Annotated in this window: 24 protein-coding genes; 17 read left to right on the top strand and 7 right to left on the bottom strand. The window is 59.0% G+C overall.

The genetic code is table 11. The annotated features are described in order from the left end of the window. Window position 1: 1 nt before the first annotated feature. From ACYZTY_RS30130 to ACYZTY_RS30120, 3 genes are read left to right on the top strand one after another with little or no spacing between them, the layout of a single operon-like run. A complete protein-coding gene (locus ACYZTY_RS30130) occupies window positions 2-1,810 on the top strand; it encodes a sensor histidine kinase (protein ID WP_461956657.1) in 1,809 nt (602 codons plus the stop codon). Further along, window positions 1,807-3,201, top strand: a complete 1,395-nt coding sequence (locus tag ACYZTY_RS30125) for a sigma-54-dependent transcriptional regulator (RefSeq protein ID WP_461956656.1) — start codon at window positions 1,807-1,809, stop codon at window positions 3,199-3,201. Before ACYZTY_RS30130 ends, ACYZTY_RS30125 begins: the two co-directional genes overlap by 4 nt. Window positions 3,202-3,241: 40 nt before the next feature. Then, window positions 3,242-3,697, top strand: coding sequence for a YiiD C-terminal domain-containing protein (locus ACYZTY_RS30120; protein WP_461956655.1), 456 nt, complete (start codon window positions 3,242-3,244; stop codon window positions 3,695-3,697). Between the two features lie 99 nt (window positions 3,698-3,796). Here the strand turns inward: ACYZTY_RS30120 and cysQ are convergent, their stop codons facing one another. Together cysQ and nudE are read right to left on the bottom strand one after the other, a co-directional pair. Further along, window positions 3,797-4,624, bottom strand: a complete 828-nt coding sequence (gene cysQ / locus ACYZTY_RS30115; protein WP_461956654.1) for a 3'(2'),5'-bisphosphate nucleotidase CysQ — start codon at window positions 4,622-4,624, stop codon at window positions 3,797-3,799. After that, window positions 4,621-5,187, bottom strand: a complete 567-nt coding sequence (gene nudE, locus ACYZTY_RS30110) for an ADP compounds hydrolase NudE (protein ID WP_461956653.1) — start codon at window positions 5,185-5,187, stop codon at window positions 4,621-4,623. Before nudE ends, cysQ begins: the two co-directional genes overlap by 4 nt. Window positions 5,188-5,277: 90 nt before the next feature. Between nudE and yrfG the strand changes: the two genes are divergently transcribed. After that, window positions 5,278-5,940: a GMP/IMP nucleotidase gene (gene yrfG / locus ACYZTY_RS30105; RefSeq protein WP_461956652.1), complete on the top strand. Its 663-nt coding sequence runs from the start codon at window positions 5,278-5,280 to the stop codon at window positions 5,938-5,940. Window positions 5,941-6,061: 121 nt separating this feature from the next. Here yrfG and lysM read toward each other — a convergent pair whose 3' ends face one another. Beyond that, on the bottom strand, window positions 6,062-6,511 hold the full coding sequence (gene lysM / locus ACYZTY_RS30100; protein WP_461956651.1) for a peptidoglycan-binding protein LysM: 450 nt from the start codon (window positions 6,509-6,511) through the stop codon (window positions 6,062-6,064). 137 nt (window positions 6,512-6,648) lie between these two features. On the opposite strand from lysM, the gene ACYZTY_RS30095 reads away from it, so the two are divergent. The 4 genes from ACYZTY_RS30095 to ACYZTY_RS30080 all read left to right on the top strand — a co-directional run bounded on the left by ACYZTY_RS30095 (window position 6,649) and on the right by ACYZTY_RS30080 (window position 11,657). Further along, window positions 6,649-7,536 (top strand): LysR family transcriptional regulator, encoded by an 888-nt coding sequence (locus ACYZTY_RS30095; protein ID WP_461956650.1) that lies wholly within the window; start codon window positions 6,649-6,651, stop codon window positions 7,534-7,536. 94 nt (window positions 7,537-7,630) lie between these two features. Next, complete coding sequence (gene fdhD, locus ACYZTY_RS30090) at window positions 7,631-8,470, top strand: formate dehydrogenase accessory sulfurtransferase FdhD (protein ID WP_461956649.1); 840 nt, start codon at window positions 7,631-7,633, stop codon at window positions 8,468-8,470. After that, the gene (locus ACYZTY_RS30085) at window positions 8,467-10,815 is read left to right on the top strand and encodes an FdhF/YdeP family oxidoreductase (RefSeq protein ID WP_461956648.1); all 2,349 of its coding nucleotides are present in this window, start codon (window positions 8,467-8,469) and stop codon (window positions 10,813-10,815) included. The genes fdhD and ACYZTY_RS30085 overlap by 4 nt, the downstream gene beginning before the upstream one ends. Before the next feature lie 353 nt (window positions 10,816-11,168). Next, window positions 11,169-11,657, top strand: a complete 489-nt coding sequence (locus tag ACYZTY_RS30080; RefSeq protein WP_109627361.1) for a glycine zipper domain-containing protein — start codon at window positions 11,169-11,171, stop codon at window positions 11,655-11,657. 67 nt (window positions 11,658-11,724) lie between these two features. Here ACYZTY_RS30080 and ACYZTY_RS30075 read toward each other — a convergent pair whose 3' ends face one another. From ACYZTY_RS30075 to ACYZTY_RS30065, 3 genes are all read right to left on the bottom strand, one after another. Further along, the gene (locus tag ACYZTY_RS30075) at window positions 11,725-12,144 is read right to left on the bottom strand and encodes an acyl-CoA thioesterase (protein ID WP_461956647.1); all 420 of its coding nucleotides are present in this window, start codon (window positions 12,142-12,144) and stop codon (window positions 11,725-11,727) included. Between the two features lie 189 nt (window positions 12,145-12,333). Continuing rightward, complete coding sequence (locus ACYZTY_RS30070) at window positions 12,334-13,560, bottom strand: 3-hydroxyacyl-CoA dehydrogenase (protein ID WP_461956646.1); 1,227 nt, start codon at window positions 13,558-13,560, stop codon at window positions 12,334-12,336. A gap of 232 nt (window positions 13,561-13,792) precedes the next feature. After that, window positions 13,793-15,727 (bottom strand): RecQ family ATP-dependent DNA helicase, encoded by a 1,935-nt coding sequence (locus ACYZTY_RS30065; protein WP_461956645.1) that lies wholly within the window; start codon window positions 15,725-15,727, stop codon window positions 13,793-13,795. Between the two features lie 237 nt (window positions 15,728-15,964). Here ACYZTY_RS30065 and ACYZTY_RS30060 point away from each other — a divergent pair, with 237 nt between their 5' ends. Continuing rightward, window positions 15,965-16,141, top strand: a complete 177-nt coding sequence (locus ACYZTY_RS30060) for a hypothetical protein (protein ID WP_461956644.1) — start codon at window positions 15,965-15,967, stop codon at window positions 16,139-16,141. 18 nt (window positions 16,142-16,159) lie between these two features. Here ACYZTY_RS30060 and ACYZTY_RS30055 read toward each other — a convergent pair whose 3' ends face one another. Further along, window positions 16,160-16,663, bottom strand: a complete 504-nt coding sequence (locus ACYZTY_RS30055; protein ID WP_461956643.1) for a polysaccharide deacetylase — start codon at window positions 16,661-16,663, stop codon at window positions 16,160-16,162. A gap of 271 nt (window positions 16,664-16,934) precedes the next feature. Here ACYZTY_RS30055 and ACYZTY_RS30050 point away from each other — a divergent pair, with 271 nt between their 5' ends. From ACYZTY_RS30050 to ACYZTY_RS30015, 8 genes are all read left to right on the top strand, one after another. Next, on the top strand, window positions 16,935-17,192 hold the full coding sequence (locus ACYZTY_RS30050) for a hypothetical protein (protein ID WP_461956642.1): 258 nt from the start codon (window positions 16,935-16,937) through the stop codon (window positions 17,190-17,192). A gap of 94 nt (window positions 17,193-17,286) precedes the next feature. After that, window positions 17,287-18,414, top strand: coding sequence for a hypothetical protein (locus ACYZTY_RS30045; protein ID WP_461956641.1), 1,128 nt, complete (start codon window positions 17,287-17,289; stop codon window positions 18,412-18,414). A 368-nt stretch (window positions 18,415-18,782) separates the two neighbouring features. Further along, window positions 18,783-19,082 (top strand): hypothetical protein, encoded by a 300-nt coding sequence (locus tag ACYZTY_RS30040; protein WP_461956640.1) that lies wholly within the window; start codon window positions 18,783-18,785, stop codon window positions 19,080-19,082. Window positions 19,083-19,235: 153 nt separating this feature from the next. After that, entirely contained in the window at window positions 19,236-19,679 is a 444-nt protein-coding gene (locus ACYZTY_RS30035; protein WP_461956639.1) for an antitoxin PaaA2 family protein, read from the top strand. 47 nt (window positions 19,680-19,726) lie between these two features. Beyond that, window positions 19,727-19,951, top strand: coding sequence for a type II toxin-antitoxin system RelE/ParE family toxin (locus ACYZTY_RS30030; RefSeq protein ID WP_461956638.1), 225 nt, complete (start codon window positions 19,727-19,729; stop codon window positions 19,949-19,951). A gap of 128 nt (window positions 19,952-20,079) precedes the next feature. Next, a complete protein-coding gene (locus ACYZTY_RS30025; protein WP_461956637.1) occupies window positions 20,080-20,451 on the top strand; it encodes a DUF1493 family protein in 372 nt (123 codons plus the stop codon). 62 nt (window positions 20,452-20,513) lie between these two features. Then, on the top strand, window positions 20,514-21,002 hold the full coding sequence (locus ACYZTY_RS30020) for a helix-turn-helix domain-containing protein (RefSeq protein ID WP_461956636.1): 489 nt from the start codon (window positions 20,514-20,516) through the stop codon (window positions 21,000-21,002). Between the two features lie 142 nt (window positions 21,003-21,144). Beyond that, window positions 21,145-21,999, top strand: coding sequence for an EamA family transporter (locus ACYZTY_RS30015; RefSeq protein WP_461959416.1), 855 nt, complete (start codon window positions 21,145-21,147; stop codon window positions 21,997-21,999). The last annotated feature ends 31 nt before the right edge of the window (window positions 22,000-22,030 follow it).

Here is a 22,030-nt window from a genome sequence, read left to right as displayed (position 1 = left end):
CATGACTCCGACCCTCCCCCGCAGACCCCGCTGGCGCAGCCTCGCACTGCTTGCGCTGTGCCTGGCGCCGTTGCTGTGGCCGCTGGAGCATCTGGCCGAGCGTTATTACCGCAGCGAGCTGGCCGGGCAGAACCGTCAGACCCTCGACCTTTACGTCGCCAACTTGCTGGGCACGTTGCACCGTTATGAAGTGATGCCGCAGATCCTCGGCGATCTGCCGGCCCTGCGCGCGTTGCTCGGGGCCCCGGACGACAGCGTCACCCAAGGCAATGCCAATCGCCTGCTGAAAAATATCAGCGCCCAGACCGGCGCCGAAGTCATGTACCTGATGGACACCACGGGTAAGACCCTGGCGGCGTCGAACTGGGATAAACACGACAGTTTTGTCGGCCGTAATTTCTCTTTCCGGCCGTATTTCAGCGAAGCCATGGCTGGGCGGCTCGGACGCTTTTTCGGTTTGGGGACAACCTCGGCCAAACGCGGCTATTTCTTCGCCGCCGCCGTGCGCAATGGCGAGAAAGTCATTGGCGTGCTGGTGGTCAAGGTCGACCTGGACCACACCGAAAGCCTCTGGGGCAAAACCCCGGAACAATTGCTGCTGACCGACCATAACGGCGTGGTCATCCTCACGTCGCGGCCCGAGTGGCGATTCCGCTCGACCCGGCCCTTGAGCGAAGAAGAACGCAAAGCGATCACCGCAATCCAACCGTACCCGACCCGCGATCCGAAACCGTTGAAGCTGAACCCCAACGCCTGGCTGACCCAAACCCAGCAGATCGCCGAAACCGGCTGGAACGTCAGCATTCTCGCCCCCCGCACCCTGATCGACCGGCCGGTGCGTACCGTCGTCGCCATTGGCGGCGCGACGTTGCTGGTGTTGATGCTGCTGCTCGGCCTGATGATGCAGCGTCGCCGCCATTACCTCGAACGCATTGCCTTCGAAGCCAAGGCCCGGCGCGAGCTGGAAGGCCGGGTCGCCGAACGGACCAGCGACCTCGAAGGCCTCAACCGTCGCCTGAAACAGGAAGTGCTGGAGCGCGAACACGCCCAGCAGGAACTGGTGCGCGCCCAGGACGACCTGGTCCAGGCCGGTAAGTTGTCGGCGTTGGGGACGATGTCCGCGAGCATCAGCCACGAATTGAATCAACCGCTCGCGGCCATTCGCAGCTACGCGGAAAACGCTGAAGTGCTGCTCGATCATCAGCGCACCGACGATGCCCGCGGCAACCTCAAATTGATCAGCGAACTGACCGGGCGCATGGCGTCGATCATCGCTCATCTGCGCGCCTTCGCCCGACGCGATCGCCATGCGCCGGAAAGCGTCGCCCTGCAACCGGCGCTGGATGACGCACTGGCGTTGCTGGCCAAGCGCCGGCGCAGCATGGAGGTCGAACTGATCCGCGATTTACCGGCGGCCACGCTGTGGGTCGAGGCCGGGGAAACCCGTCTGCGTCAGGTGCTCGGCAACCTGTTGGCCAATGCCCTTGACGCGCTGACCGAAAAAGGCCCGCCGCGTAAACTCTGGTTGAGTGCCCAATCCACCGCGGACGGCGTCACTCTGTACATTCGCGACAACGGCCCCGGCTTTTGCATGGAAGCCCTTGGTCGCGCCAGCGAGCCCTTCTACACCACCAAGACCCGCACCCAGGGACTTGGCCTGGGGCTGGCGATTTGCGAAACCCTGATGCGTGCCTTCGGGGGTGAACTGTCGTTTGCCAACCACAAGGAAGGCGGCGCCCTGATTACCCTGAAGCTGCGCGCAGGCGCACCGGGTGTGAGCCTGCAACCGTCCGAGGACCGAAGTGCATGACGATTGATAACCGTGTCCAGGTCGTGCTGATCGACGACGATCCGCACTTGCGTCAGGCGTTGAGCCAGACGCTGGACCTGGCGGGCCTGAAAATCCTGCCACTGGCCGAAGCCAAGGGCCTGGCCGGGCAACTGGAGCGCGACTGGCCGGGCGTGGTCGTCAGCGATATCCGTATGCCGGGCATGGACGGCCTCGAACTGCTGACCGAACTGCATGCCCAGGACCCGGATCTGCCGGTGCTGCTGATCACCGGCCACGGCGATGTGCCGCTGGCCGTCCAGGCCATGCGCGCCGGGGCTTATGACTTTCTGGAAAAACCTTTCGCCAGCGACGCACTGCTCGACAGCGTACGGCGCGCATTGGCCCTGCGCCGACTGGTGCTGGACAACCGCAGCCTGCGTCTGGCCCTGAGCGATCGTAATGAACTGAGCACCCGACTGGTCGGCCAATCGGCGCCGATGCTGCGCTTGCGCGAGCAAATTGGCGCGCTGGCGGCGACCAAGGCCGACGTGCTGATCCTCGGCGAAACCGGTGCCGGCAAAGAAGTCGTGGCCCGGGCGCTGCACGATTTGTCGAGCCGACGCAGCGGTCCGTTCGTGGCGATCAACGCCGGGGCGTTGGCTGAGTCGGTGGTGGAAAGCGAGCTGTTCGGTCACGAGCCGGGGGCGTTCACCGGCGCGCAAAAGCGCCGCATCGGTAAGTTCGAATTCGCTAACGGCGGCACCTTGTTCCTCGATGAAATCGAAAGCATGAGCCTGGACGTGCAGGTGAAATTGCTGCGTTTGCTGCAGGAGCGGGTGGTCGAACGTTTGGGCGGTAATCAGCTGATCCCGCTGGACATCCGCATCATCGCGGCAACCAAGGAAGACCTGCGCCAGTCCGCCGATCAAGGGCGCTTCCGTGCCGACTTGTATTACCGCCTGAACGTCGCGCCGCTGCGCATTCCGCCGCTGCGTGAGCGCGGCGAAGATGCGCTGATGCTGTTCCAGTATTTCGCCGACGAAGCCAGCACCCGCCACGGCTTGCCGCCCCACGAACTGCAACCGGGGCAGCGCGCCCTACTGCTGCGCCACACCTGGCCAGGCAACGTGCGGGAACTGCAAAACGCCGCCGAACGCTTTGCCTTGGGCCTGGAACTGGCCCTGGACAACAGCACTCCAGACGGCGCTGCCGGCATGACGGTCGAGGTGTTCAGCGGCGGCCTGAGCGAGCAAGTCGAAAACTTCGAGAAGAGCCTGATCGCCGCCGAACTGACGAGGCCTCACAGCTCCGTGCGCAGCCTCGCCGAAGCCCTCGGCATTCCGCGCAAGACCTTGCACGACAAATTGCGCAAACACGGCCTGAACTTCGCCGACGGTGGCGCCAGCAGCCACACCGACGAACTCGATTGAGCTACTGTCCAATCAACATCTTTAAAAAAGAGACCCGTGAATGAGCCGCGACAGTCGTCACCTTGAATCAGTCCTCCATCACGATATTCCGCTGACGCGGGACATGGGCCTCAAAGTGCTCGACTGGCACGACCAGCAACTGCGCCTGCACTTGCCGCTGGACGCCAACGTCAATCACAAAAGCACCATGTTCGGCGGCAGCCTGTACTGCGGCGCGGTGCTGGCCGGTTGGGGCTGGCTGCATTTGCGATTGCGTGAAGAAGGGGTTGAAGGCGGGCACATCGTGATTCACGAAGGACATATCACGTATCCGTTGCCGGTGACCATGGACGCGATCGCGATTTGTCAGGCACCGAGTGCGGCGGTGTGGAAGAAGTTTCTGGCGACGTATCAGCGATACGGACGAGCGAGGCTGGCGTTGCATTCGCGGATCGTCAATAGCGATAGCGATGACGATGCGGTGAGGTTTACGGGGCAGTACGTCCTGCACCGCTAAACCTAAAGAACGCAGCCTCGTTTCACTCGACAGCTGCTACAGGGGGCGGATTTCTCTGTAGCAGCTGTCGAGTGAAACGAGGCTGCGTTCTTTTGATCTTTACGCCCGCGCCAACTCCAGCAGTTTTTCGCGCCAGGCAGCCTTGGCTGGCAACGCCAGGAAGAACTCATTCAACAACGATTCCCGCGCCGGATAGCAAAACGGCGCACCGCTCAAATCCAGCACCTCACCACCTGCCCCTTCCAGCACACCCTGAGCCGCCGCCGTGTCCCACTGCGAAGTCGGCGCCAGGCGCGGATAACAATCCGCCGCGCCCTCCGCCAACAGGCAAAACTTCAATGAACTGCCGATATTCGCCAGTTGCAGCTCACCCAGACTGGCGCTCAATCCGGCCAACAAACGCTCCTGCTCGGGGCTTGAATGCCGACGGCTGGCAACAACGGTGAACGCTTCACCCGGCGCCGGCACCTCGCGAACCTGTATCGGCAGCGCCTCGGCACCTTTATCACCCCGCCACGCGCCCAGGCCGGCACCCCCGACATAAAAGCGCCCGTTGGTCGGCATCGACACCACGCCAAACACCACCCGGCCTTGCTCGATCAGCGCGATGTTGACGGTGAACTCCTCGCTGCCAGAGATGAACTCCTTGGTCCCGTCCAGCGGATCGACCAGCCACCAGCGTTGCCAGCCGGCGCGCACGCTCTGGGGGATGTTGGCGTCTTCTTCGGACAGCACCGGAATGCTCGGGGCCAGCGCCGTCAGCCCATCCAGAATCAGATGATGAGCAGCCAAGTCCGCCGCCGTTACCGGTGAATCATCAGACTTAGCAGTCACTGCCACGCCCGTGCGCCAGAACGGGAGGATCGCTTCGCCAGCCTTCAACGCCAGTTCAACCACCGGCGCCATCAACGGATGCGGGAAATTCATGGCAGAAATACCCCACGTTGAGTCAACAGATCACGGGCCAGGTACAGCGCCGCCAAGGCACGGCCCTCAGTGAATCGCGGGTTCTGCGCCAGGGCCGACAGCTCGTGCAGGTTGATCTTGTCCACGCCCATCGGCTCGGGCTCGTCGCCCTCCAGGCTTTCTTCGTACAGATCGGTGGCCAGCACCACCTGAATCTTCTGGCTCATGTAACCGGGGGACAACGACAACTCGGTCAGGTGCTCCAGCTGCCGCGCGCCATACCCGGCTTCTTCCTTGAGCTCGCGCTCGGCTGCCGCCAGCACGTCCTCGCCCGGCTCGATCAGGCCTTTGGGCAACGACAGCTCATAGGCATCGGTGCCGCCGCAATACTCTTCGACCAGCACCGCGTGATCCGAATCGAGCATCGCCACGATCATCACCGCGCCATACCCGGCGCCTTTGCCGACCAAACGCTCGTAGGTGCGCTCCACGCCATTGGAAAAGCGCAGCTTCAGCTCCTCGACGCAGAACAAACGGCTGGTGGCGACGATCTCGCGGGCAAGTACGGTGGGTTTCTGGCGCATAAGCGGCTCCTTGGCGATAGCGGGTTACTATACCCGGCCTATCCTGATTGTTGACCTCGGATATCTTTATTAGCGCTGGAGAAGTTTTTTATGTCCCTGCTGCCCTGGCGCGACATCGACACCGTTCTGCTGGATATGGACGGCACGCTGCTGGACCTGCACTACGACAACCATTTCTGGATGGAGCACCTGCCTCAGCGTTACGCCGAGTTGCACGGGGTCAGCCGGGCCATGGCCGAGATGGAATTGCAGCCGCTGTTCGAGCGCAACGCCGGTCAGTTGCAGTGGTATTGCCTGGATTTCTGGAGCGCCGAGCTGAAGCTGCCGGTGCGTGAACTGAAGCTGGAAACCGCCCACCTGATCGCTCTGCGCCCAGATGCGGACACGTTTCTGGCGGCGATCAAACAGGCGGGCAAACGCGTAGTGATGATCACCAATGCGCACCGCGATTCGCTGTCGTTGAAACTGGAAAGAATTGAACTGGCGCCGTACTTCGAGCGGTTGATCAGCTCGCATGATTACGGTTTTCCCAAGGAGAATCCGCAATTCTGGGAGGCGTTGCAGGCCGACATCGGTTTCGACCCGGCGCGCAGCCTGTTTATCGACGATACGTTGCCGATCCTGCGCAGTGCGCGCAGTTTTGGGGTGGCGCATCTGTTGGCTGTGAGCGAGCCGGACAGTCGCAAGGGGCCGAAGGACACGGCGGAATTTGCGGCGGTGGTCGATTATCGGGAGTTGATTGCAGGGCTTTAGACCTTATCGTCTGCTTCGCGAGCAGGCTCGCTCCTACATTTGAATTTCAGCGAACACAAAATTTGTGTACGACGGAGATCCATTGTGGGAGTGAGCCTGCTCGCGATTGCGGTCTTAAGGCTTACTCAGGAATCCGCAACGACTGCCCCGGATAAATCTTGTCCGGATGCTTGAGCATCGGTTTGTTAGCCTCGAAGATTTTGTTGTACTTGTTGGCATCACCATACACACGCTTGGAAATGGCACTCAGCGTGTCGCCTTTCTCCACCGTGACAAACTTCGCCGGTGTGGCCGCCGGTCCGGTCAACGTGATCTGATCATCAACACCGCTGATACCGGCCACGTTACCCAGTGCAAGAAGGATTTTTTCCTTCTCTTCCTGACTGGCGGCTTCGCCGGTGGCAATGATTTTTTCACCCTCGACCTTCACCTGGATCTTGGAAGTGTCGATCCCCGTCAGGGCGTCCTTCACGTGCTTGGTCAGCGCCTCGCTGTTGGCTTCGGCCTTGTCCGGCGTCAGCGCATCGAGAATTTTTTCACCGGCATCTTTTAGAAAACTGAAAAGGCTCATCGTTTGCTCTCCTTGGGTTTTAGGTTCCAGACGCAAAAGACTAGACCAAGCTTGCAACCCCCGGTTCCAACCCGACCAATGACGTTGATCCGACGCAAGCGCTAGAATCCCCTCCCTCACCGCGCCCTGGAGCGAAGATGGACATCAAGCAGCTGAAATTCCTCATCGCCCTCGACGAAACCCGGCACTTCGGCCAGGCCGCGGCGCGCTGTCACATCACCCAGCCGACCCTGTCCATGCGCCTGCGCAGCCTCGAAGAAGAGCTCGACCTGCCGCTGGTCAATCGCGGCCAGCGCTTCGAAGGGTTCACCGCACCGGGCGAGCGCGTGTTGGCGTGGGCGCGTACGGTGCTGGCAGCCTATGACGGCTTGCAGGCCGAGGCTGCCGCCTGTCGCGGTAATCTGGTCGGCACACTCAGGCTGGGCGTGGTGCCGCTGTCGAGTTTCGACCCGCTGCCCCTGATGCAACGCCTGCATACCGAGCACCCGAATCTGCGCTTTGAACTCTCGGCCCTGAGTTCCGAACAAATCCTCGAACAACTGGCGAACAATCGCCTGGACCTCGGCGTGTCATATCTGGAGCGTCTGGACGGCGAGCGCTTCGATTCCCTGGCCTTCAGCGAAACCCGCATGGGCCTGCTCTACGATCAGCGCTTCTTCAGCTTCGGCGAGGCACCATTGAGTTGGGAGTCATTGATCGAACTGCCGCTGGGCATGCTCACCAGCGGCATGCACTTTCGCCAGTCCATTGACCACAACTTCCACAGCCGTGGCCTGACGCCACAACCGCTTCTGCAAACCGATGCCGTCCACCAATTGTTACAAGCGGTACACGGCGGTCTCTGCTGCGCAGTGATGCCGCTGGAGGGCGGCCTGGAAAACCTGACCGATCACTTGCGTCTGCAACCCATCGAAAACGCCCAGACCCTTGCCCGGCTGGGGCTGATCATGCGCCGCAGCGCCCCGAGATCAGCATTGGCAGAAGCCTGTTTTGCGATTTATCAACAATCGCTGGCGGCCTCTTGATCGACGCCATCTATCAGCGGATCAGTAATAGCGATTAGACGTGACAACTTGACGCGCATAGGCTTAAAGCTGACTAAACCGTCGGTGATGCCTCATGAACACCAAGCGCCCTGTTGGCGCGGCGCCAGCCCTCGAAACGCCCGCGCCCGCCGCCAGCCAGACGTACCGTTACAGCGACCTTCAGCACACCGAATCGGCCAGCACCGCGCTCGCCGAAGAAGTCGCGTTGGCGATCGCTTATAACGGCATCAGTCAGGCTGTGATGTTGGTAACGCCCACGGATCTTGAAGACTTCATCGTCGGGTTCAGCCTCGGCAGCGGCATCATCGAAGACGCCTCCGACATCTATGACCTGCAACTCAGCGGGTCTGGCTCGGCGCAATACGCGCAAGTGACCATCGCCAACCGCGCGTTCTGGAACCTCAAGCAGCAGCGTCGGCAAATGGCCGGCACCAGCGGCTGCGGACTCTGTGGCGTGGAGGCGGTTGAACAGGCGTTGCCAGACCTCAAGGTGTTGGCCGGCGCACCCTTGCCACCCGCCGAGTGGCTCGATGGTTTGCGTCAGCGCATCAGTGCGTTCCAGCCTCTTGGCCAGTACTCCGGCGCGGTGCATGCGGCGGTGTTCATGAACGGTCAGGGCGAATTGCTGCTGGGCCGCGAAGACATCGGACGGCATAACGCCCTCGACAAGCTGATTGGCGGGTTGATTCGCCAGAAGATCCCGACTGAAGGCGGCCTGGCGATTGTCACCAGCCGTTGCAGCCTCGAATTGATCCAGAAAGTGTTGCGCGCAGGCATCCAGACCCTCGTCAGCCTGTCGTCGCCCACGGGCCTTGCCGTGCAATGGGCCCGCCGCCACAACTTAAACCTTATCCATCTGCCCCAGAAGAATGCGCCGCGGGTCTACAGCCCGGCATTGGAGAATCAAGCGTGAGTCAACACCGTCAAGCCGACCAGAAACCCGTCCCTCGCTACAAGCCCTACAAAGGCCCGGCCGGTGGCTGGGGCGCACTGGCCAGCGTTGCCCGGGCCTGGTTGACCAGTGACAACGCGCTGAAAAACCTGCGCATGATGCTCAAAACCAACAAGAACGGCGGCTTCGACTGCCCCGGTTGCGCCTGGGGCGATTCCAACGAAGCCGGCATGGTGGCATTCTGCGAGAACGGCGCCAAAGCGGTGAACTGGGAAGCGACCAAACGGCGTGTCGACGGCGCGTTCTTCGCCAAGCACAGCGTCAGCTCGTTGCTGGAACAGAGCGACTATTGGCTCGAGTATCAGGGCCGTTTGACCGAGCCGATGAGCTACGACGCCGAAACCGATCGCTACAAGCCGATCAGCTGGGAAGCGGCATTCGCGCTGATCGGTAAACACTTGCAAGGGCTGTCGAGCCCCAATCAAGCCGAGTTCTACACCTCGGGCCGCGCCAGCAACGAAGCGGCGTACTTGTATCAGCTGTTCGTGCGCGCCTACGGCACCAACAATTTCCCCGACTGCTCGAACATGTGCCACGAAGCCAGCGGCGTGGCCCTGGCGCAGAGTGTCGGCGTCGGTAAAGGCACCGTGACCTTCGATGACTTCGAACACGCCGATGCGATTTTTGTCTGGGGCCAGAACCCGGGCACCAACCACCCACGGATGCTCGAACCGCTGCGCGAAGCGGTGAAACGCGGCGCCCAAGTGGTATGCGTCAACCCGCTGAAAGAGCGTGGCCTGGAACGCTTCCAGCATCCGCAACACCCGATTGAAATGCTCACCAATGGCGACAAGCCGACCAACACGGCGTATTTCCGTCCAGCGCTGGGCGGCGACATGGCGTTGCTGCGCGGCATGGCGAAATTCCTGCTGCATTGGGAGCGCGAGGCGCAGCAGACTGGCCAGCCATCGGTGTTCGATCACGACTTCCTCAATGAACACAGCGCCAACGTGCTGGAATACCTGGGCGCCATCGACGACACACCGTGGGCGCAGATCGTTGAGCAGTCCGGCCTGACCCTGGTGGAAATCGAGCAAGCGGCGCGCATGTACGCCAAAGGCAAGAACGTGATCATGTGCTGGGCCATGGGCATTACCCAACATCGCCATTCGGTAGCGACCATCCAGGAAATCGCCAACCTGATGCTGCTGCGCGGCAACATCGGCCGGCCGGGCGCCGGTCTGTGCCCGGTGCGTGGCCACAGTAACGTGCAGGGCGACCGGACGATGGGTATCAACGAGCGTCCGCCAGTGGCGTTCCTCGACTCCCTGGAGCGGCGCTTCCAGTTCAAGGTGCCGCGTGAAAACGGCCACAACGTGGTCGAGGCGATCCATGCCATGGCCGATGGTCGCGCGAAAGTGTTCATCGGCCTGGGCGGCAACTTCGCTCAAGCAACCCCGGACAGCACCCGCACCTTCCAGGCCCTGAGCAATTGCGACCTGACCGTGCAGATCAGCACCAAGCTCAACCGCAGCCATTTGGCCCACGGGAAAGACGCGCTGATCCTGCCGTGCCTGGGCCGTACCGACATCGACATCCAGACCGAAGGCGCGCAAGCGGTGACCGTCGAAGATTCGTTCAGCATGGTCCACGCCTCCAACGGCCAGTTGCAGCCGCTGTCGAACCAGATGCGTTCCGAGCCGTCGATCATCGCCGGCATCGCTGCCGCCACCCTGGGCAGCAAACCGGTGGACTGGAACTGGCTGGTGGCCGATTACAGCCGCATCCGCGACCTGATCGCCGATACCATTGCGGGCTTCCGTGACTTCAACGAGAGGGTCAAAAACCCTGGCGGTTTCTACCTCGGCAACAGCGCCGGTGCGCGCAAGTGGAACACCTCGTCAGGGCGCGCCAATTTCCGGGCGAACGTGCTGCCAAAAGACCTGGTGCACGAACGCACCCGCGCCACGGGCGTGTTGCCGGATCTGATCATGCAGTCAATGCGTTCTCACGATCAGTACAACACCACGATTTATGGGCTTGATGACCGTTATCGGGGCGTGAAAGGTCAGCGGGATGTGTTGTTCGTCAATGAAGCCGACATTATTCGCCTGGGGTTCAAGCCTGGGCAGAAGGCTGACATCGTTTCGATCTGGGATGATGGGCGCGAGCGTCGGGTGAAGGGCTTTACGCTGCTGGCGTTTGATATTCCTGCGGGGCAGGCGGCTGCGTATTACCCGGAAGTGAATTCGCTGGTGCCGCTGGAAAGCACCGGGGATGGCAGCCATACGCCAACGTCGAAGTTTGTGGCAATCCGGCTGGAAATGGCGAGTGAGACTGGGTTGATCATGGCCAAGTCGGCTTGATGCGTCTGTAGGTCTGGCCCCTTCGCGGGCAAGCCTCGCTCCTACAGGTCTTTGTCGTACGCATTTCGTACACGACACAGACCTGTAGGAGCGAGGCTTGCCCGCGAAGGCGTCCGACATGACAACACATGATCGAAACGATTCGGCAACTTTCCAATCGCCCACAAAAAAGGCCGTTTTTCGCAAAAACGGCCCATCCGAAGTAGCTAAAGACCGGCGAAAAACACTTAAGTTCCGCCCAAAAAACAGTAACTTATAGAAATGTGCTCAAGTCGTGTTACTCGTCGGATTTCGATTGTCACGACCATGACACAGCCTCAGGATCGCGCCGTCATCCCCTTGAGGTTCCTCTAATGAAGTTCTCCTCGATTCTCTTGTTGTCCCTTGGCCTGGTCAGTGGCTTCGCTTCTGCCGGAGGCACCACCGAAGCAGGTGTGGGCGGCGCATTGGGCGGGGTTCTTGGCTCGGTCGTCGGTCAGTCGCTAGGCGGCAATACAGGTTCCACCATTGGCGCGGCCCTGGGCGGCGCGGGTGGTAGCGCAGTCGGCGCAGACAAACGCAGCCGTGGCGAAGCCGCCATCGGCGGTGCGTTGGGCGCAGCAGGCGGTAACGTGGTCGGCCGCAGCATGGGCGGCACCACCGGCAGCCTGATCGGCTCCGCAGCAGGCGGCGGTGCCGGTGGCGCGCTGGGTAACTACATGGGTAACAAGAGCGACGAGGACGATGATCGTCGCTCCTATCGCGGCGGCCGTGATGATCGTCGCTACTACCGTGACGGCCACCCGGGCCGTGGTCATGCCTATGGTCACCGCAAGCATCACAAGCACAATCGTCATCATTGAGGCCTGAACGGCATCGCTGACAGCTAGATAAAAAATCGCAGCCCAAGGCTGCGATTTTTTTTGTCCTTCAAACCACCAGGCGTTCCAACGCACCGCGCAACCCGGCAGGAATCGCCACCGGCTGATTCGACGCCCGATCTACAAATACATGCACGAAGCGCCCCGCCGCGCAGGCCTCGTCTTCCCCGGCCTTGAACACCGCCAGCTCGTACTGCACCGAGCTGTTGCTCAACTTGCCCACCCGCAGACCAATCTCGATCCGGTCCGGAAAGGCGATGGAAGCAAAGTAATCGCAAGACGAACTCACCACAAAACCCACCACCTCGCCGTCATGGATATCCAGGCCACCGACTTCGATCAGGTAGGTGTTCACTGCCGTGTCGAAGAAGCTGTAGTAAGTGACGTTGTTAACGTGGCCATAGACATCGTTGTCGTGCCAGCGGGTGGTGATGGGCTGGAAGTGGGGGTAGTCGGTGCGTTGGGGCATCAGCGTCGATTCCTTAAGTTGGATTGCCAGTCTAAGGCGAAAACCGCGTTATCGTTCTTCGCGAGCAAGTCGGATCGCCGCACCGCCGCTCCCACCTTTTGATCTTCAGCGAACACAGATTTGTGCACCACCAGAGTTCATGTGGGAGCGGGCTTGCTCGCGAAGAGGCCTTCACAGGCGCTATATCAATCAGCGATCCGTAAACCCTTTACCTGCCACCTCCAACTCGCCAATCAAGCGCGCCGGTTTCCAGTGATCACCCTGCCGGGTCTCCAGCGCCATCAATCGCTGATGAATATCCGCCAGCCCTTGCTGATCCGCCCACGCCATCGGCCCGCCCTTGTCCCCCGGGAAACCATAACCGTTGAGGTACACCAGATCGATGTCGTGCGCCGACCCCGCAATTCCTTCCTGAAGGATCTTTGCCCCTTCATTGACCAGTGCCAGCAGACAGCGCTCAAGAATCTCCTCGGCGCTTATCTCCCGACGCTGAAACCCAAGCCCTTCGCTGACCTGCAACACCAGTGCATCGACTTCCGGATCGTGTTCAGCCTGTCGACTACCCGGTTCGTAGTGGTAATAGCCGTTGCCGCTCTTCTGACCAAAACGCCCCAATTCGCACAGACGGTTATCTACCTGTACCTCGGGCGCATCCTGCCCTGTGCCCGCCAATTCTCTAGCCCGCCATCCCAGGTCGACGCCAACCACGTCGTACATGCGGAACGGCCCCATGGCAAAACCGAATCCTTGTAGTGCGGCATCCACCTGATAGGGATAAGCGCCCTCCAGCAACATTTTGCGCGCTTCCAGCACATAGGTATTGAGCATGCGGTTGCCGATGAAACCATCGCAGTTGCCGGCCACCACGCTGACCTTGCCCATGCGCTTGCCCAACTCCAGCGCCGCATCGAGCACTGCCGGAGAGGTTTGCGCACCGCGGACGATTTCCAGCAACTTCATGATGTGCGCCGGGCTGAAGAAGTGCAGGCCCAGGACCTGAGCCGGACGGCGAGTCGCGGCGGCGATGGCGTCGATATCCAGTGCTGAAGTGTTACTCGCCAGAATGGCTTCGGGTTTGAGCAGCCCGTCCAGTTCGCGGAAAATCTTTTGCTTGAGTTCCAGGTTTTCGTAAACCGCTTCAATCACCAGATCAACATCGCGGATCGCCGCATAATCAGACGCCGCCGTGACCCGTGCAATACGCGCGTCCGCCTCGGCCTGATCGATCCGGCCCTGTCGCACATTGTGCGCGTAGGTGTCCGCCACGGTGGCCAGCGCCTGTTCCAGCATCTGCGGATTGTTATCGACCCACTGCACCGGAACGCCGGCATTGGCCAGGCACATGACAATGCCACGGCCCATGGTGCCCGCACCGATGACGGCGGCGCGCTGAATGTTGAACGGTGTCTGGCTCATGGTTGTTCTCTTGTTGGCGATCCGAAGACAGCCCTCACCATAGTCAGCCGCTGGGCATTTTTGAAATTTATTCCTGTGATGAGCAACATTCAGCGGATGGATCTACCCGCAGGATCATTGCAAATCCCTGTGGGAGTGAGCCTGCTCGCGATAGCGTCAGCACATTCAACAACGATGCTGGCTGATAGATCGCTATCGCGAGCAGGCTCACTCCTACGTTAGTGGACACGGTTCAGCCCGATAAATGTTGTTCCGCCCATCCGCGCACGTCGGCGTACGGATAGTTTTCCAGTGCTGCGAATCCCGGAATCGAACGCGCCTTCAGCTTGGTAAACAGCGGCACGCTGATCCCGCACAGAAACCGGGTCACCCGCTCAGCCGACGGGACATTGCCGGTGTGCTGTTCATGCCTGTGGATAAAATCACCGCACAGCGCTTCAAAGTTTTTATCCACAAGCGCTGGTAATTCCGGCGGCGTTGGCAGCCGCGCTACGTGCCCATGACACACCGAACAATGGCCGCACTGACGAGGGGCATTGTCGTCGCCGAAGTACTCGGCCAGGCGATAACCCAGGCAATGGTCGGTGGCGAACAGATCCAGCATGGCGTGAATCCGCGCGATCTCGGTGCGTTCATGCTGGGTGAAATAAGCGTGCAGTTCGGCACTCAGTGCCTGACTGTCGACATTCGATTGCAGCAGGCTGTAGACCTCGGTCATCTGCTTGCTTTCCAGCTCGACCCAGCCTTTCTCCTGGAAATAATCCAGCGCCTTGACCACCCGGTTGCGCTCGGCTTGATGCTGTTCAGAGAGCGCGTCGAAATTCACCGTGGCCCAGGTCCGCGCACGGCTGGAGGTCTGGATGATTGCCGCGACAAAGTCTTTTCGCTCGCCCTCGAAGCGGGCCAGCAAGGCTTCCGGTTCTTGCAAATACTTGAAGCGGTATTCGGCGTAATAGGCGTAACGCGGAGCGATCAAACCACGCAGTTCGAGTTGCACCAGCAAGGTCTTGAGCGGCAATTGGCGAATGTTGCTCTGGTCCGCCAAGGGCCCCAATAGAAACTCCCACTGCCCCTCGGGCGCGGCAGCTTGCAACTCGTCGAGCACGCAGCGAATGCCATCCAGCTCAGGCGTGTCGCCGTAGACGAAGTTTTCCAGCACGTTGAGGCTGTCGCGGTTGGCCAATACCAAACAATCCGACGGCTGCCCGTCACGCCCGGCGCGGCCAATTTCCTGGCTGTAGTTTTCGATGGATTTGGGCAGGTCGAAATGCACCACGTTGCGGATGTCGCTCTTGTCGATGCCCATGCCGAAGGCGATGGTGGCAACGATGCAATTGGACTGCCCGCCCATGAAACGTTTTTGAATGGCTTCGCGTTGTTCGTGGGGTAAACCGGCGTGATAGGCCTCAGCCTGAATGCCATTGCGACCCAAGTGTTCGGCGATGTGTTCCGCGGTTTTTTGTAGGGTGACGTAGACGATGCTCGGCTGGCCCGGACGTTCGCTCATCCATTCGACCAAGCGTCGGCGCTTGTCCTGACCGCGTACCGGCTCGACCAGCAGATTCAGGTTCGGCCTGTAGAAACCTGTGGTCACTACATCTTCCGGGGCGATGGCGAATTTGGCCTCCATGTCCGCGATTACTTTGGGCGTCGCGGTGGCCGTCAGCAGCAACGCCTGCGGAATGTTGAACTGACGTTGATAGTCGGGAAGCTTGAGGTAGTCGGGGCGGAAGTTGTGGCCCCACTCCGAGATGCAGTGCGCCTCGTCCACCACCAACAACGATATCGGCACCTGCTGCAAGAAATTGCGGAAACGCTCGTTCTTCAAGCGCTCCACAGAGATCATCAAAATCTTCAGCTCGCCGGACTTGGCCCGGGCCATCACATCGCTTGCGTCGTCACGACTCTGGGCCGAATCAATACTGCCCGCCGCTATGCCGTGGCGTTGCAGGAAGGCCAACTGATCCTGCATCAATGCCAACAGCGGCGAGACCACCAGCGTCAGGTGCGGCAGCAACAGCGCCGGCAATTGATAACAAAGGGACTTGCCCGAGCCTGTGGGGAAAATCGCCGCTGCCGAGCGCCCGGCCAACACCGCGCTGACCGCCGCCTCCTGGCCGGGCCGAAACTGTGGATAACCGAAAACCTGTTCCAGGGTGTTGTGCATAAGCTGTCACTCCGTTGACCGCTGCGAAGCCCAAAGCCTAGCCGGCAAACGCAGCGAGTCGAGAAAAGGTCGGGGACCAAAACGATACGGGATGATACAGCCTCACTCGCTCCAGGGGCCTTTGCCACAGGATGAAACAAACGAAACACTTTGTTCCTCGCGCAGCCCTTGGATCTGACGTTAAGGTCTTCTCGCACAACCACCGTCCGCGCACTTCACATCATGGCAGGACGCCTGATGAGCGCGGCATTTGAACAAGGAACGACCATGCCTCAAAAATCGTTTTTCGCGATCGCCCTGATCCTGACATCCCTGCTGCTGAACGGCTGCGACAGGATTCCCGAAGAACCGCCGTTGCTAGCTACATGCGACACCCTGGAATGCGCAGCCCAACAAGCCTGGCGAACATCCTGACGACTACGCCATGAGTGGCTACGGCACCATCACCGCCACCCGCAGCTGCTCGTTCAATATCTGCTCGTGAAATGTTTGGCTCTTGCTCGCCCAAACCGCATGGGCCGGGCTGATTTCGCCCGTGAAGGCCGCCGCCAACTGACGCAAATCGGCGACACTTCGCACGCGGGGGCAGAAGGGTTCGCCGTCGCAGTTCTGACTGGCGCTGCGGTAGGTGGTCAGTAACCGATCCCACAGCCCGTCACGCACTTGCCTGACCGATTTGAGCTTCACATCCTGCACGCCCAGTCGTTGTTTCAGACCTTGTTCGTCGAGCCTCTCGCTGGCCAGCAGTGCCTTGCCAAACATCAACACCTCGGCGCGGGACGCGGTGTCCACGTTCGCCTGGCTGGTCAGGGCATCTGGCCAACCGGTGCGACCCATGTTGGCGAGTACCATCGAGTTGCTCGCATCGGCCGCGCCCGTCAAACGACAAACACCCGCCCACAGCAACAAAATCGAGGCCATACGTAGCCATTGCATACCTAATTCCCTTTAAGCGTTGGACAGACGTTTTGGAAACGTCCTACAGATTCTGGCGCGCACCATACAGAGGATTGATGCGCTGCGCCTGACAAACACGTAGGAAATTCGACCTCTAGGGGTATTGCTGAAAAAAGCCTCGGGGTACACGTAGGCAAAAGGCCACAGCGCAGGTAAATCCCCTACAAACCCCGTCCATTTGCGCGGTATTGCGACGGCTGAACGCACGCCTCTATAGTTTGCCGCGCCGTTGAACACAGGGACTGACCTCATGCAAGACCGCTATCGCCCGCTCAAAACCAGCTACAGCGAAACGCCCGTGCTGGTCATCGACACCGCCGCCAGCACCGGCGCCGTCCTCGACGCCGCTCACCAACGCCTGCGCGCCGCCAGCGACCTGCTCGAAACACTTTATTGCCTGTGCTTCAAACAGGCTGACGTGAAAGACATTCCCCATATAGTGAATGCGCTTTATTTATTAACTCAGGATGGCTGTGAACTTCTCGAAGTTGCAAGACAAAAAATATAATATTAAAACCACAAATATAGAAACAACTAACTTCTTCAACATCCAAACAACAAACATTAGTCTGCAAGCTCTTAAATCACACTAGAGCACTACAATGACTACATTAACTATTTTCTTTTGCGGCACCGGCTCGACCAAGTTCGACGACACTCATGAGAACTTTTGGGACGGTGAACTGGTCTCCACACTTGCCTCTCACCATGCCGGCCGCGAGTTCGCCGAATGGATTGTGGTCGACGGTCCCGGCAGCGGCAACCTGCAAGCCGACGACCTCTTTACCAAGTCCAAGGACTACGGCCTCAGCGGCTCACTGTTCGGCAAAGGCTGGGCGGAGAACGTTCAACACGCGATCAACATCATCAAAGGCCGATGCGACTGGCAGCGCGAGCAACTGACCGAAGCAGAATATAACCGCCTGAAAGCTGCCGGCATTCCAATCGAAGACGTGAAAGCTGAAGGCTCGTGGTTCTGGCGCAAATATAACTATGGCGACCGCAGCGTGACGCAACAAAAATTACAGGAACAAATTATCAAGACGTTCCGCAAAGACGGTGTTATTCCCACCCAAGTCAATCTGGTGGGTTGGAGCCGCGGCGGCGTAAGTTGCCATATGCTGGCCAATGCCATGCTCAAGGACGATGAACTTAAAAATATTCCGGTGAATATCTTTGCCCTTGATCCGGTGCCGGGCACCGGTAACTTTCAGGATGACAAAGTCAAACTCGGGGCCAACGTCAAAGAGTATGTAGGTTTCTATGCCCGGGACGAACGCTCGAAAGGCTTCAGCTGCGTCATCCCGCAAACCGCCACCGGCACCAAAACCCACATCTACCCCATGGCCGGCCGCCACGCCACCATGGCGGGCAACGCATCCCCTACTGGCACCAACGGCCCGAAAACCCTGGCCGAGCCAGGCCGGATCGTCCGCCACCTCGCCGAAGTCTGCCTCAAGCGTTGGGGTGTGCAGCTGGACAAACCGTTGAACCTGACCCAGGCCGACCTGGAAAACCTCAGCAACGCCGTGGCCCGCGACGAAGCTAAGTACAAGCTGATGCACAAATACTCCTACACCTACTTCACCGAACTGGATCAAGGCGAACGCTACGTTTCGCTGGGCAGCAATGGGGTCAGCTTCTCGGCGGTGAAAGGCACTATCTATGCGCCGGCGACCGGGTTGAGCACTAGTTTGCTGGATGTTTCGGCGTATCAGCACATTCGTTGATGGCGGAAAAACCCGAGAAATCGCGTCGCGGAAAATTCCTATAGAAACGGCCTAGCGAAGGTTCGGCCCGTTCCTACAAGCGGGGACTCTTTGTCGTCTATCGCTGCCTGGTGGGTCGTATCTATAGTCGTGACTGTCGCTGCTAATTCAGCGGCTCGGGCTTGGTCACCCGAATAGCTCATATCTATACGTCCGTTGTATGCTGCCGTCACTTCAAGTGCCTGCACGCTATATGGTGGCTGTGTTTGGGACGCCCTCGGGCGTGCCGGGATGTGAGCCTCATCGGTTGACCAACCCGAACACAGTCCGCCTCCCATCGCTTGGTCACGGTGGTAGCGGTTCTTCCTGATGCATTTGAGGCTAAACCAATGAAGAAATGGAACCCATCTACAAACAATCGCTACCTCCCACTACAAACCAACCTCACCGATTCCCCGCCCCTGATCATCGACACAGAGGCAAACCCTCAGGACATCCTCGAAGCCGCCCTCCAGCGCATCCGAGCCTCCAGCGACCTCCTCCAAACCCTGCATTGCCAATGCTTTAAACACGGCGATGTCGAAGACATCCCGCACATCACCCACGCGGTCTACCTGCTAACCCAGGACGGCTGCGACCTGCTGCAAGTCGCCCAGCAACGCATGATGGGCTGGAAACCGCCAGCCTAAAAGACTGTGTTCCAAGGGCATGCCAGCCTCACTGTGAGCTGGCTGTCCACGAAAAAGGATACTTATTCCTACATCCTCAATGGAGATTGAAGATTGCAAACTATTATTGATTGCGTAGCATGTGAGCCACTGATCAGCCATGGGCTCCTTCTTATGACCACCGAAACGATCGATCACACCGCGCTTGTCAAACTGGTTGAAAGCGGCGCTATTAACGCCACTCACATTTTGGCCAAGCAAGGTGGGTGGGCAGTTCAAGTTCAACATGGATCACAAACACATTCCCTGGCAGCCCAACGCAGCCAGCAAATTCGATTATTCAAACGACTAGAAACTCTGGTGATCTATTTGCAAGGAATAGGCGTCACTCATTTCGATGTCGATAGCTCTGGTTACGACCCACTACAAGTAAAAACCTATTCTCGCCCTGACCGTTCAGAGGCATTGAAGCAAGTTCACGATGCAGCCGCTTACGACGAATGGTTTAGGAAGCAAGTTCAAGCCAGCATCGATGATCCACGGCCAAGCGTAAGCGACGAAGAGGCGCGTCGAATCTTTGCGGCAAAACGTGATGCCATACGTCAACGGGCACGCTAATGCGGGTAATTTGGCGCCCCACGGCGCTGACTGACCGGGACAACATCATGAATTACATTTGCGAGGACAACCCTTATGCGGCCATCGCTTTAGACGAAGTCTTTGAGTCCAAATCAGAGCAAGCTCGCGAGCACCCAAAGCTTTATAGAAAGGGAAGAATTTTTGGCACTCATGAAATAGTCGCCACACCAAATTACGTCATGGTCTATACGGTCCTGCCACAAGCGGTAGTGATTATGCGGGTACTGCATGCGAGACAACACTGGCCATGACTAGGTCAACCGCAGAGGCCCCTTAATTTGAGGCCAACAAGGCTCGGATAGATCGACGCAACTGCTCGTTATTTGAACGGAGGCGCTGAACACATCAGCGCCATCCTTTCCTCCCACTGGACGCCACCATGAACCTCGCCCCCAACTTCCCCGACGATCACACCATGCACCTGCTCATGCAGTTGCTACACGAAGAGCTCGGCCTGCCCGAACGCAAAACCATCAACCTCACCACCTCGATCAACTTCGACCTGGGCTGCAACGGTGCCGATGCGCGACACCTGATGGAAGCGCTGGAAGAACAGTTCGGGATCGACTTCGTGGACTATGACGCCTATCGCTACTTTCAGCCGGAAGGGTTTGATGTGCATCTCAAGCGAAGAGCAAAGGGTCGCGGTGACAAAGTCCCGCTGACCATCGGCATGCTTTATCAAGCGGTCAAGACGCAACGCTGGGATACACAGGAAATGGAAAGCAAAAACAGCAGAAGCGGCGACTGAAAAAGCCCATAACTGCAATTATTCTGGCGCTATCACCTCAGAAGTGAAGGAATATTAGCTGCATGGCTAGAAAAACAGCGCCACTGCTTCCTCGTACAAAACGACTGCTTACCGAGTTCGGCGAACGCCTGAAACTGGCTCGTTTACGTCGAAGGCTGACTGCCAAAATGGTGGCAGAGCGCGCGGGTATGTCTGTCATGACCTTACGCTCACTGGAGTCGGGTGCTGCTGGGGTGACAATGGGGGCGTATTTGTCAGTGATGCAGGTATTGAGTCTGGAGCAAGACTTGAACAAGCTTGGCGAATCCGATGAGATGGGACGTCGATTACAGGACGCTCAGTTAAGTAGAGCCCCAAGTCCAAAGTTAAAAAAAACCAGGCACGAACAAAGCACCACTACCGCCAAGGTAAGCAAACCATTCGGCTCTCAGACAGGTAGTGTTATTCGTGAGTCAGATTACAGCGGGTTTGACCCGGACGACTTCCCACTGAATACCCACGCTTTCTCCGCTTTATTTACGGAAAAAAAGAAGCCTGAATCCAACACATAACGAGGCATGTAGATTGGGGCGCGTGCGAGGCTTTAATACTGTGAAACCGCTCTCCTCGATTTCACCAGCTATCGCCACTTCCAACCCAAGGTTACGATGCGCTCCCCAAACACACCTATAAGGACATAGCGTGGACGTATTGATGGGTTTGCTCGCCGCCTTGCTTTGGGGCGGCACGGATTTTCTGGTGGGTTTGAACGCCCGCGCGGTCGGCGTTAAACGCGCGGTCTATTTCGGTCAGGCGCTGGGCTTCAGCATCATGAGCCTGTTGCTGATCGCCTTCCCTGCCTTCATTCTCAAATCGATGTCGGCGTCGCTCGATGTCTGGCTGATCGGCATTGTCGCCGCTGTGTTGACCGTGTCCGGAGCGCTGGCCTTGTCCAAGGCGTTCGCCCTCGGCCAAGCCTCTATCGTCGCGCCGTTGGTGACCTCTTACGGCGTGGTCACCACGTTGCTGTCCTGGGCGGGCGGAGAACAGATCAGCCTGATCCAACTGCTGTGCATCGCGCTGTGTGTGATCGGGGTCGTCCTTTCCAGCATCCACTCTGACTCGAAACTTCCACACACCACTCAGGCCAGCAGCTCGATTGCCTATGCATTGTTGGCGGCTGTTTTTTATGGCACCAGTTTCTGGCTGCAAGGCCGCTTCGTTCTTCCGGTACTGGGTCCGGTAACGATGCTTTGGCTGGCCTATCTGATTGGGCTGATCGTGCTGGTTGTCATGGTGTTGAAGATCAAGGATGGCTTGAAAATTCCGCCGATGAAAAACTGCATGACGTTAACAGGCGCCAGCCTGATGAACCTCGGTGGGTTCTCTTCATTTGCCTGGGGCGCGGTGGCGGGATCGGTTTCCGTGGTGACGGTGATCAGTACATTGTCCGGCGGCATTGCGGCGATTCTGGGCTACGTATTCTTCAAGGAGAGACTGGCGAAAATACAGGTGCTGGGCGTGGTTTTGGTGTTAGTCGGAGCGTTCGTCTTACACCTGAAAACCTGAACCGAGCGCCCACAAAAAAGCCGCCCTCAAA

The organism is Pseudomonas sp. LB1P83, from assembly GCF_054897885.1.
This window is presented reverse-complemented; position numbering and strand designations above follow the sequence as displayed.

What these genes read in the sequence shown, in the direction of transcription:
- ACYZTY_RS30055 (WP_461956643.1), bottom strand. Translation starts at nt 16,663, where the DNA reads ATGCAATGGCTACGTATGGCCTCGATTTTGTTGCTGTGGGCGGGTGTT.
- ACYZTY_RS30130 (WP_461956657.1), top strand. Translation starts at nt 2, where the DNA reads ATGACTCCGACCCTCCCCCGCAGACCCCGCTGGCGCAGCCTCGCACTG.
- ACYZTY_RS30015 (WP_461959416.1), top strand. Translation starts at nt 21,145, where the DNA reads ATGGGTTTGCTCGCCGCCTTGCTTTGGGGCGGCACGGATTTTCTGGTG.
- lysM (WP_461956651.1), bottom strand. Translation starts at nt 6,511, where the DNA reads ATGAGCCTTTTCAGTTTTCTAAAAGATGCCGGTGAAAAAATTCTCGAT.
- ACYZTY_RS30025 (WP_461956637.1), top strand. Translation starts at nt 20,080, where the DNA reads ATGAACCTCGCCCCCAACTTCCCCGACGATCACACCATGCACCTGCTC.
- yrfG (WP_461956652.1), top strand. Translation starts at nt 5,278, where the DNA reads ATGTCCCTGCTGCCCTGGCGCGACATCGACACCGTTCTGCTGGATATG.
- fdhD (WP_461956649.1), top strand. Translation starts at nt 7,631, where the DNA reads ATGAACACCAAGCGCCCTGTTGGCGCGGCGCCAGCCCTCGAAACGCCC.
- ACYZTY_RS30060 (WP_461956644.1), top strand. Translation starts at nt 15,965, where the DNA reads ATGAGCGCGGCATTTGAACAAGGAACGACCATGCCTCAAAAATCGTTT.
- ACYZTY_RS30030 (WP_461956638.1), top strand. Translation starts at nt 19,727, where the DNA reads ATGAATTACATTTGCGAGGACAACCCTTATGCGGCCATCGCTTTAGAC.
- ACYZTY_RS30120 (WP_461956655.1), top strand. Translation starts at nt 3,242, where the DNA reads ATGAGCCGCGACAGTCGTCACCTTGAATCAGTCCTCCATCACGATATT.
- ACYZTY_RS30035 (WP_461956639.1), top strand. Translation starts at nt 19,236, where the DNA reads ATGACCACCGAAACGATCGATCACACCGCGCTTGTCAAACTGGTTGAA.
- ACYZTY_RS30095 (WP_461956650.1), top strand. Translation starts at nt 6,649, where the DNA reads ATGGACATCAAGCAGCTGAAATTCCTCATCGCCCTCGACGAAACCCGG.
- ACYZTY_RS30045 (WP_461956641.1), top strand. Translation starts at nt 17,287, where the DNA reads ATGACTACATTAACTATTTTCTTTTGCGGCACCGGCTCGACCAAGTTC.
- ACYZTY_RS30050 (WP_461956642.1), top strand. Translation starts at nt 16,935, where the DNA reads ATGCAAGACCGCTATCGCCCGCTCAAAACCAGCTACAGCGAAACGCCC.
- ACYZTY_RS30070 (WP_461956646.1), bottom strand. Translation starts at nt 13,560, where the DNA reads ATGAGCCAGACACCGTTCAACATTCAGCGCGCCGCCGTCATCGGTGCG.
- ACYZTY_RS30040 (WP_461956640.1), top strand. Translation starts at nt 18,783, where the DNA reads ATGAAGAAATGGAACCCATCTACAAACAATCGCTACCTCCCACTACAA.
- cysQ (WP_461956654.1), bottom strand. Translation starts at nt 4,624, where the DNA reads ATGAATTTCCCGCATCCGTTGATGGCGCCGGTGGTTGAACTGGCGTTG.
- ACYZTY_RS30075 (WP_461956647.1), bottom strand. Translation starts at nt 12,144, where the DNA reads ATGCCCCAACGCACCGACTACCCCCACTTCCAGCCCATCACCACCCGC.
- nudE (WP_461956653.1), bottom strand. Translation starts at nt 5,187, where the DNA reads ATGCGCCAGAAACCCACCGTACTTGCCCGCGAGATCGTCGCCACCAGC.
- ACYZTY_RS30125 (WP_461956656.1), top strand. Translation starts at nt 1,807, where the DNA reads ATGACGATTGATAACCGTGTCCAGGTCGTGCTGATCGACGACGATCCG.
- ACYZTY_RS30080 (WP_109627361.1), top strand. Translation starts at nt 11,169, where the DNA reads ATGAAGTTCTCCTCGATTCTCTTGTTGTCCCTTGGCCTGGTCAGTGGC.
- ACYZTY_RS30065 (WP_461956645.1), bottom strand. Translation starts at nt 15,727, where the DNA reads ATGCACAACACCCTGGAACAGGTTTTCGGTTATCCACAGTTTCGGCCC.
- ACYZTY_RS30020 (WP_461956636.1), top strand. Translation starts at nt 20,514, where the DNA reads ATGGCTAGAAAAACAGCGCCACTGCTTCCTCGTACAAAACGACTGCTT.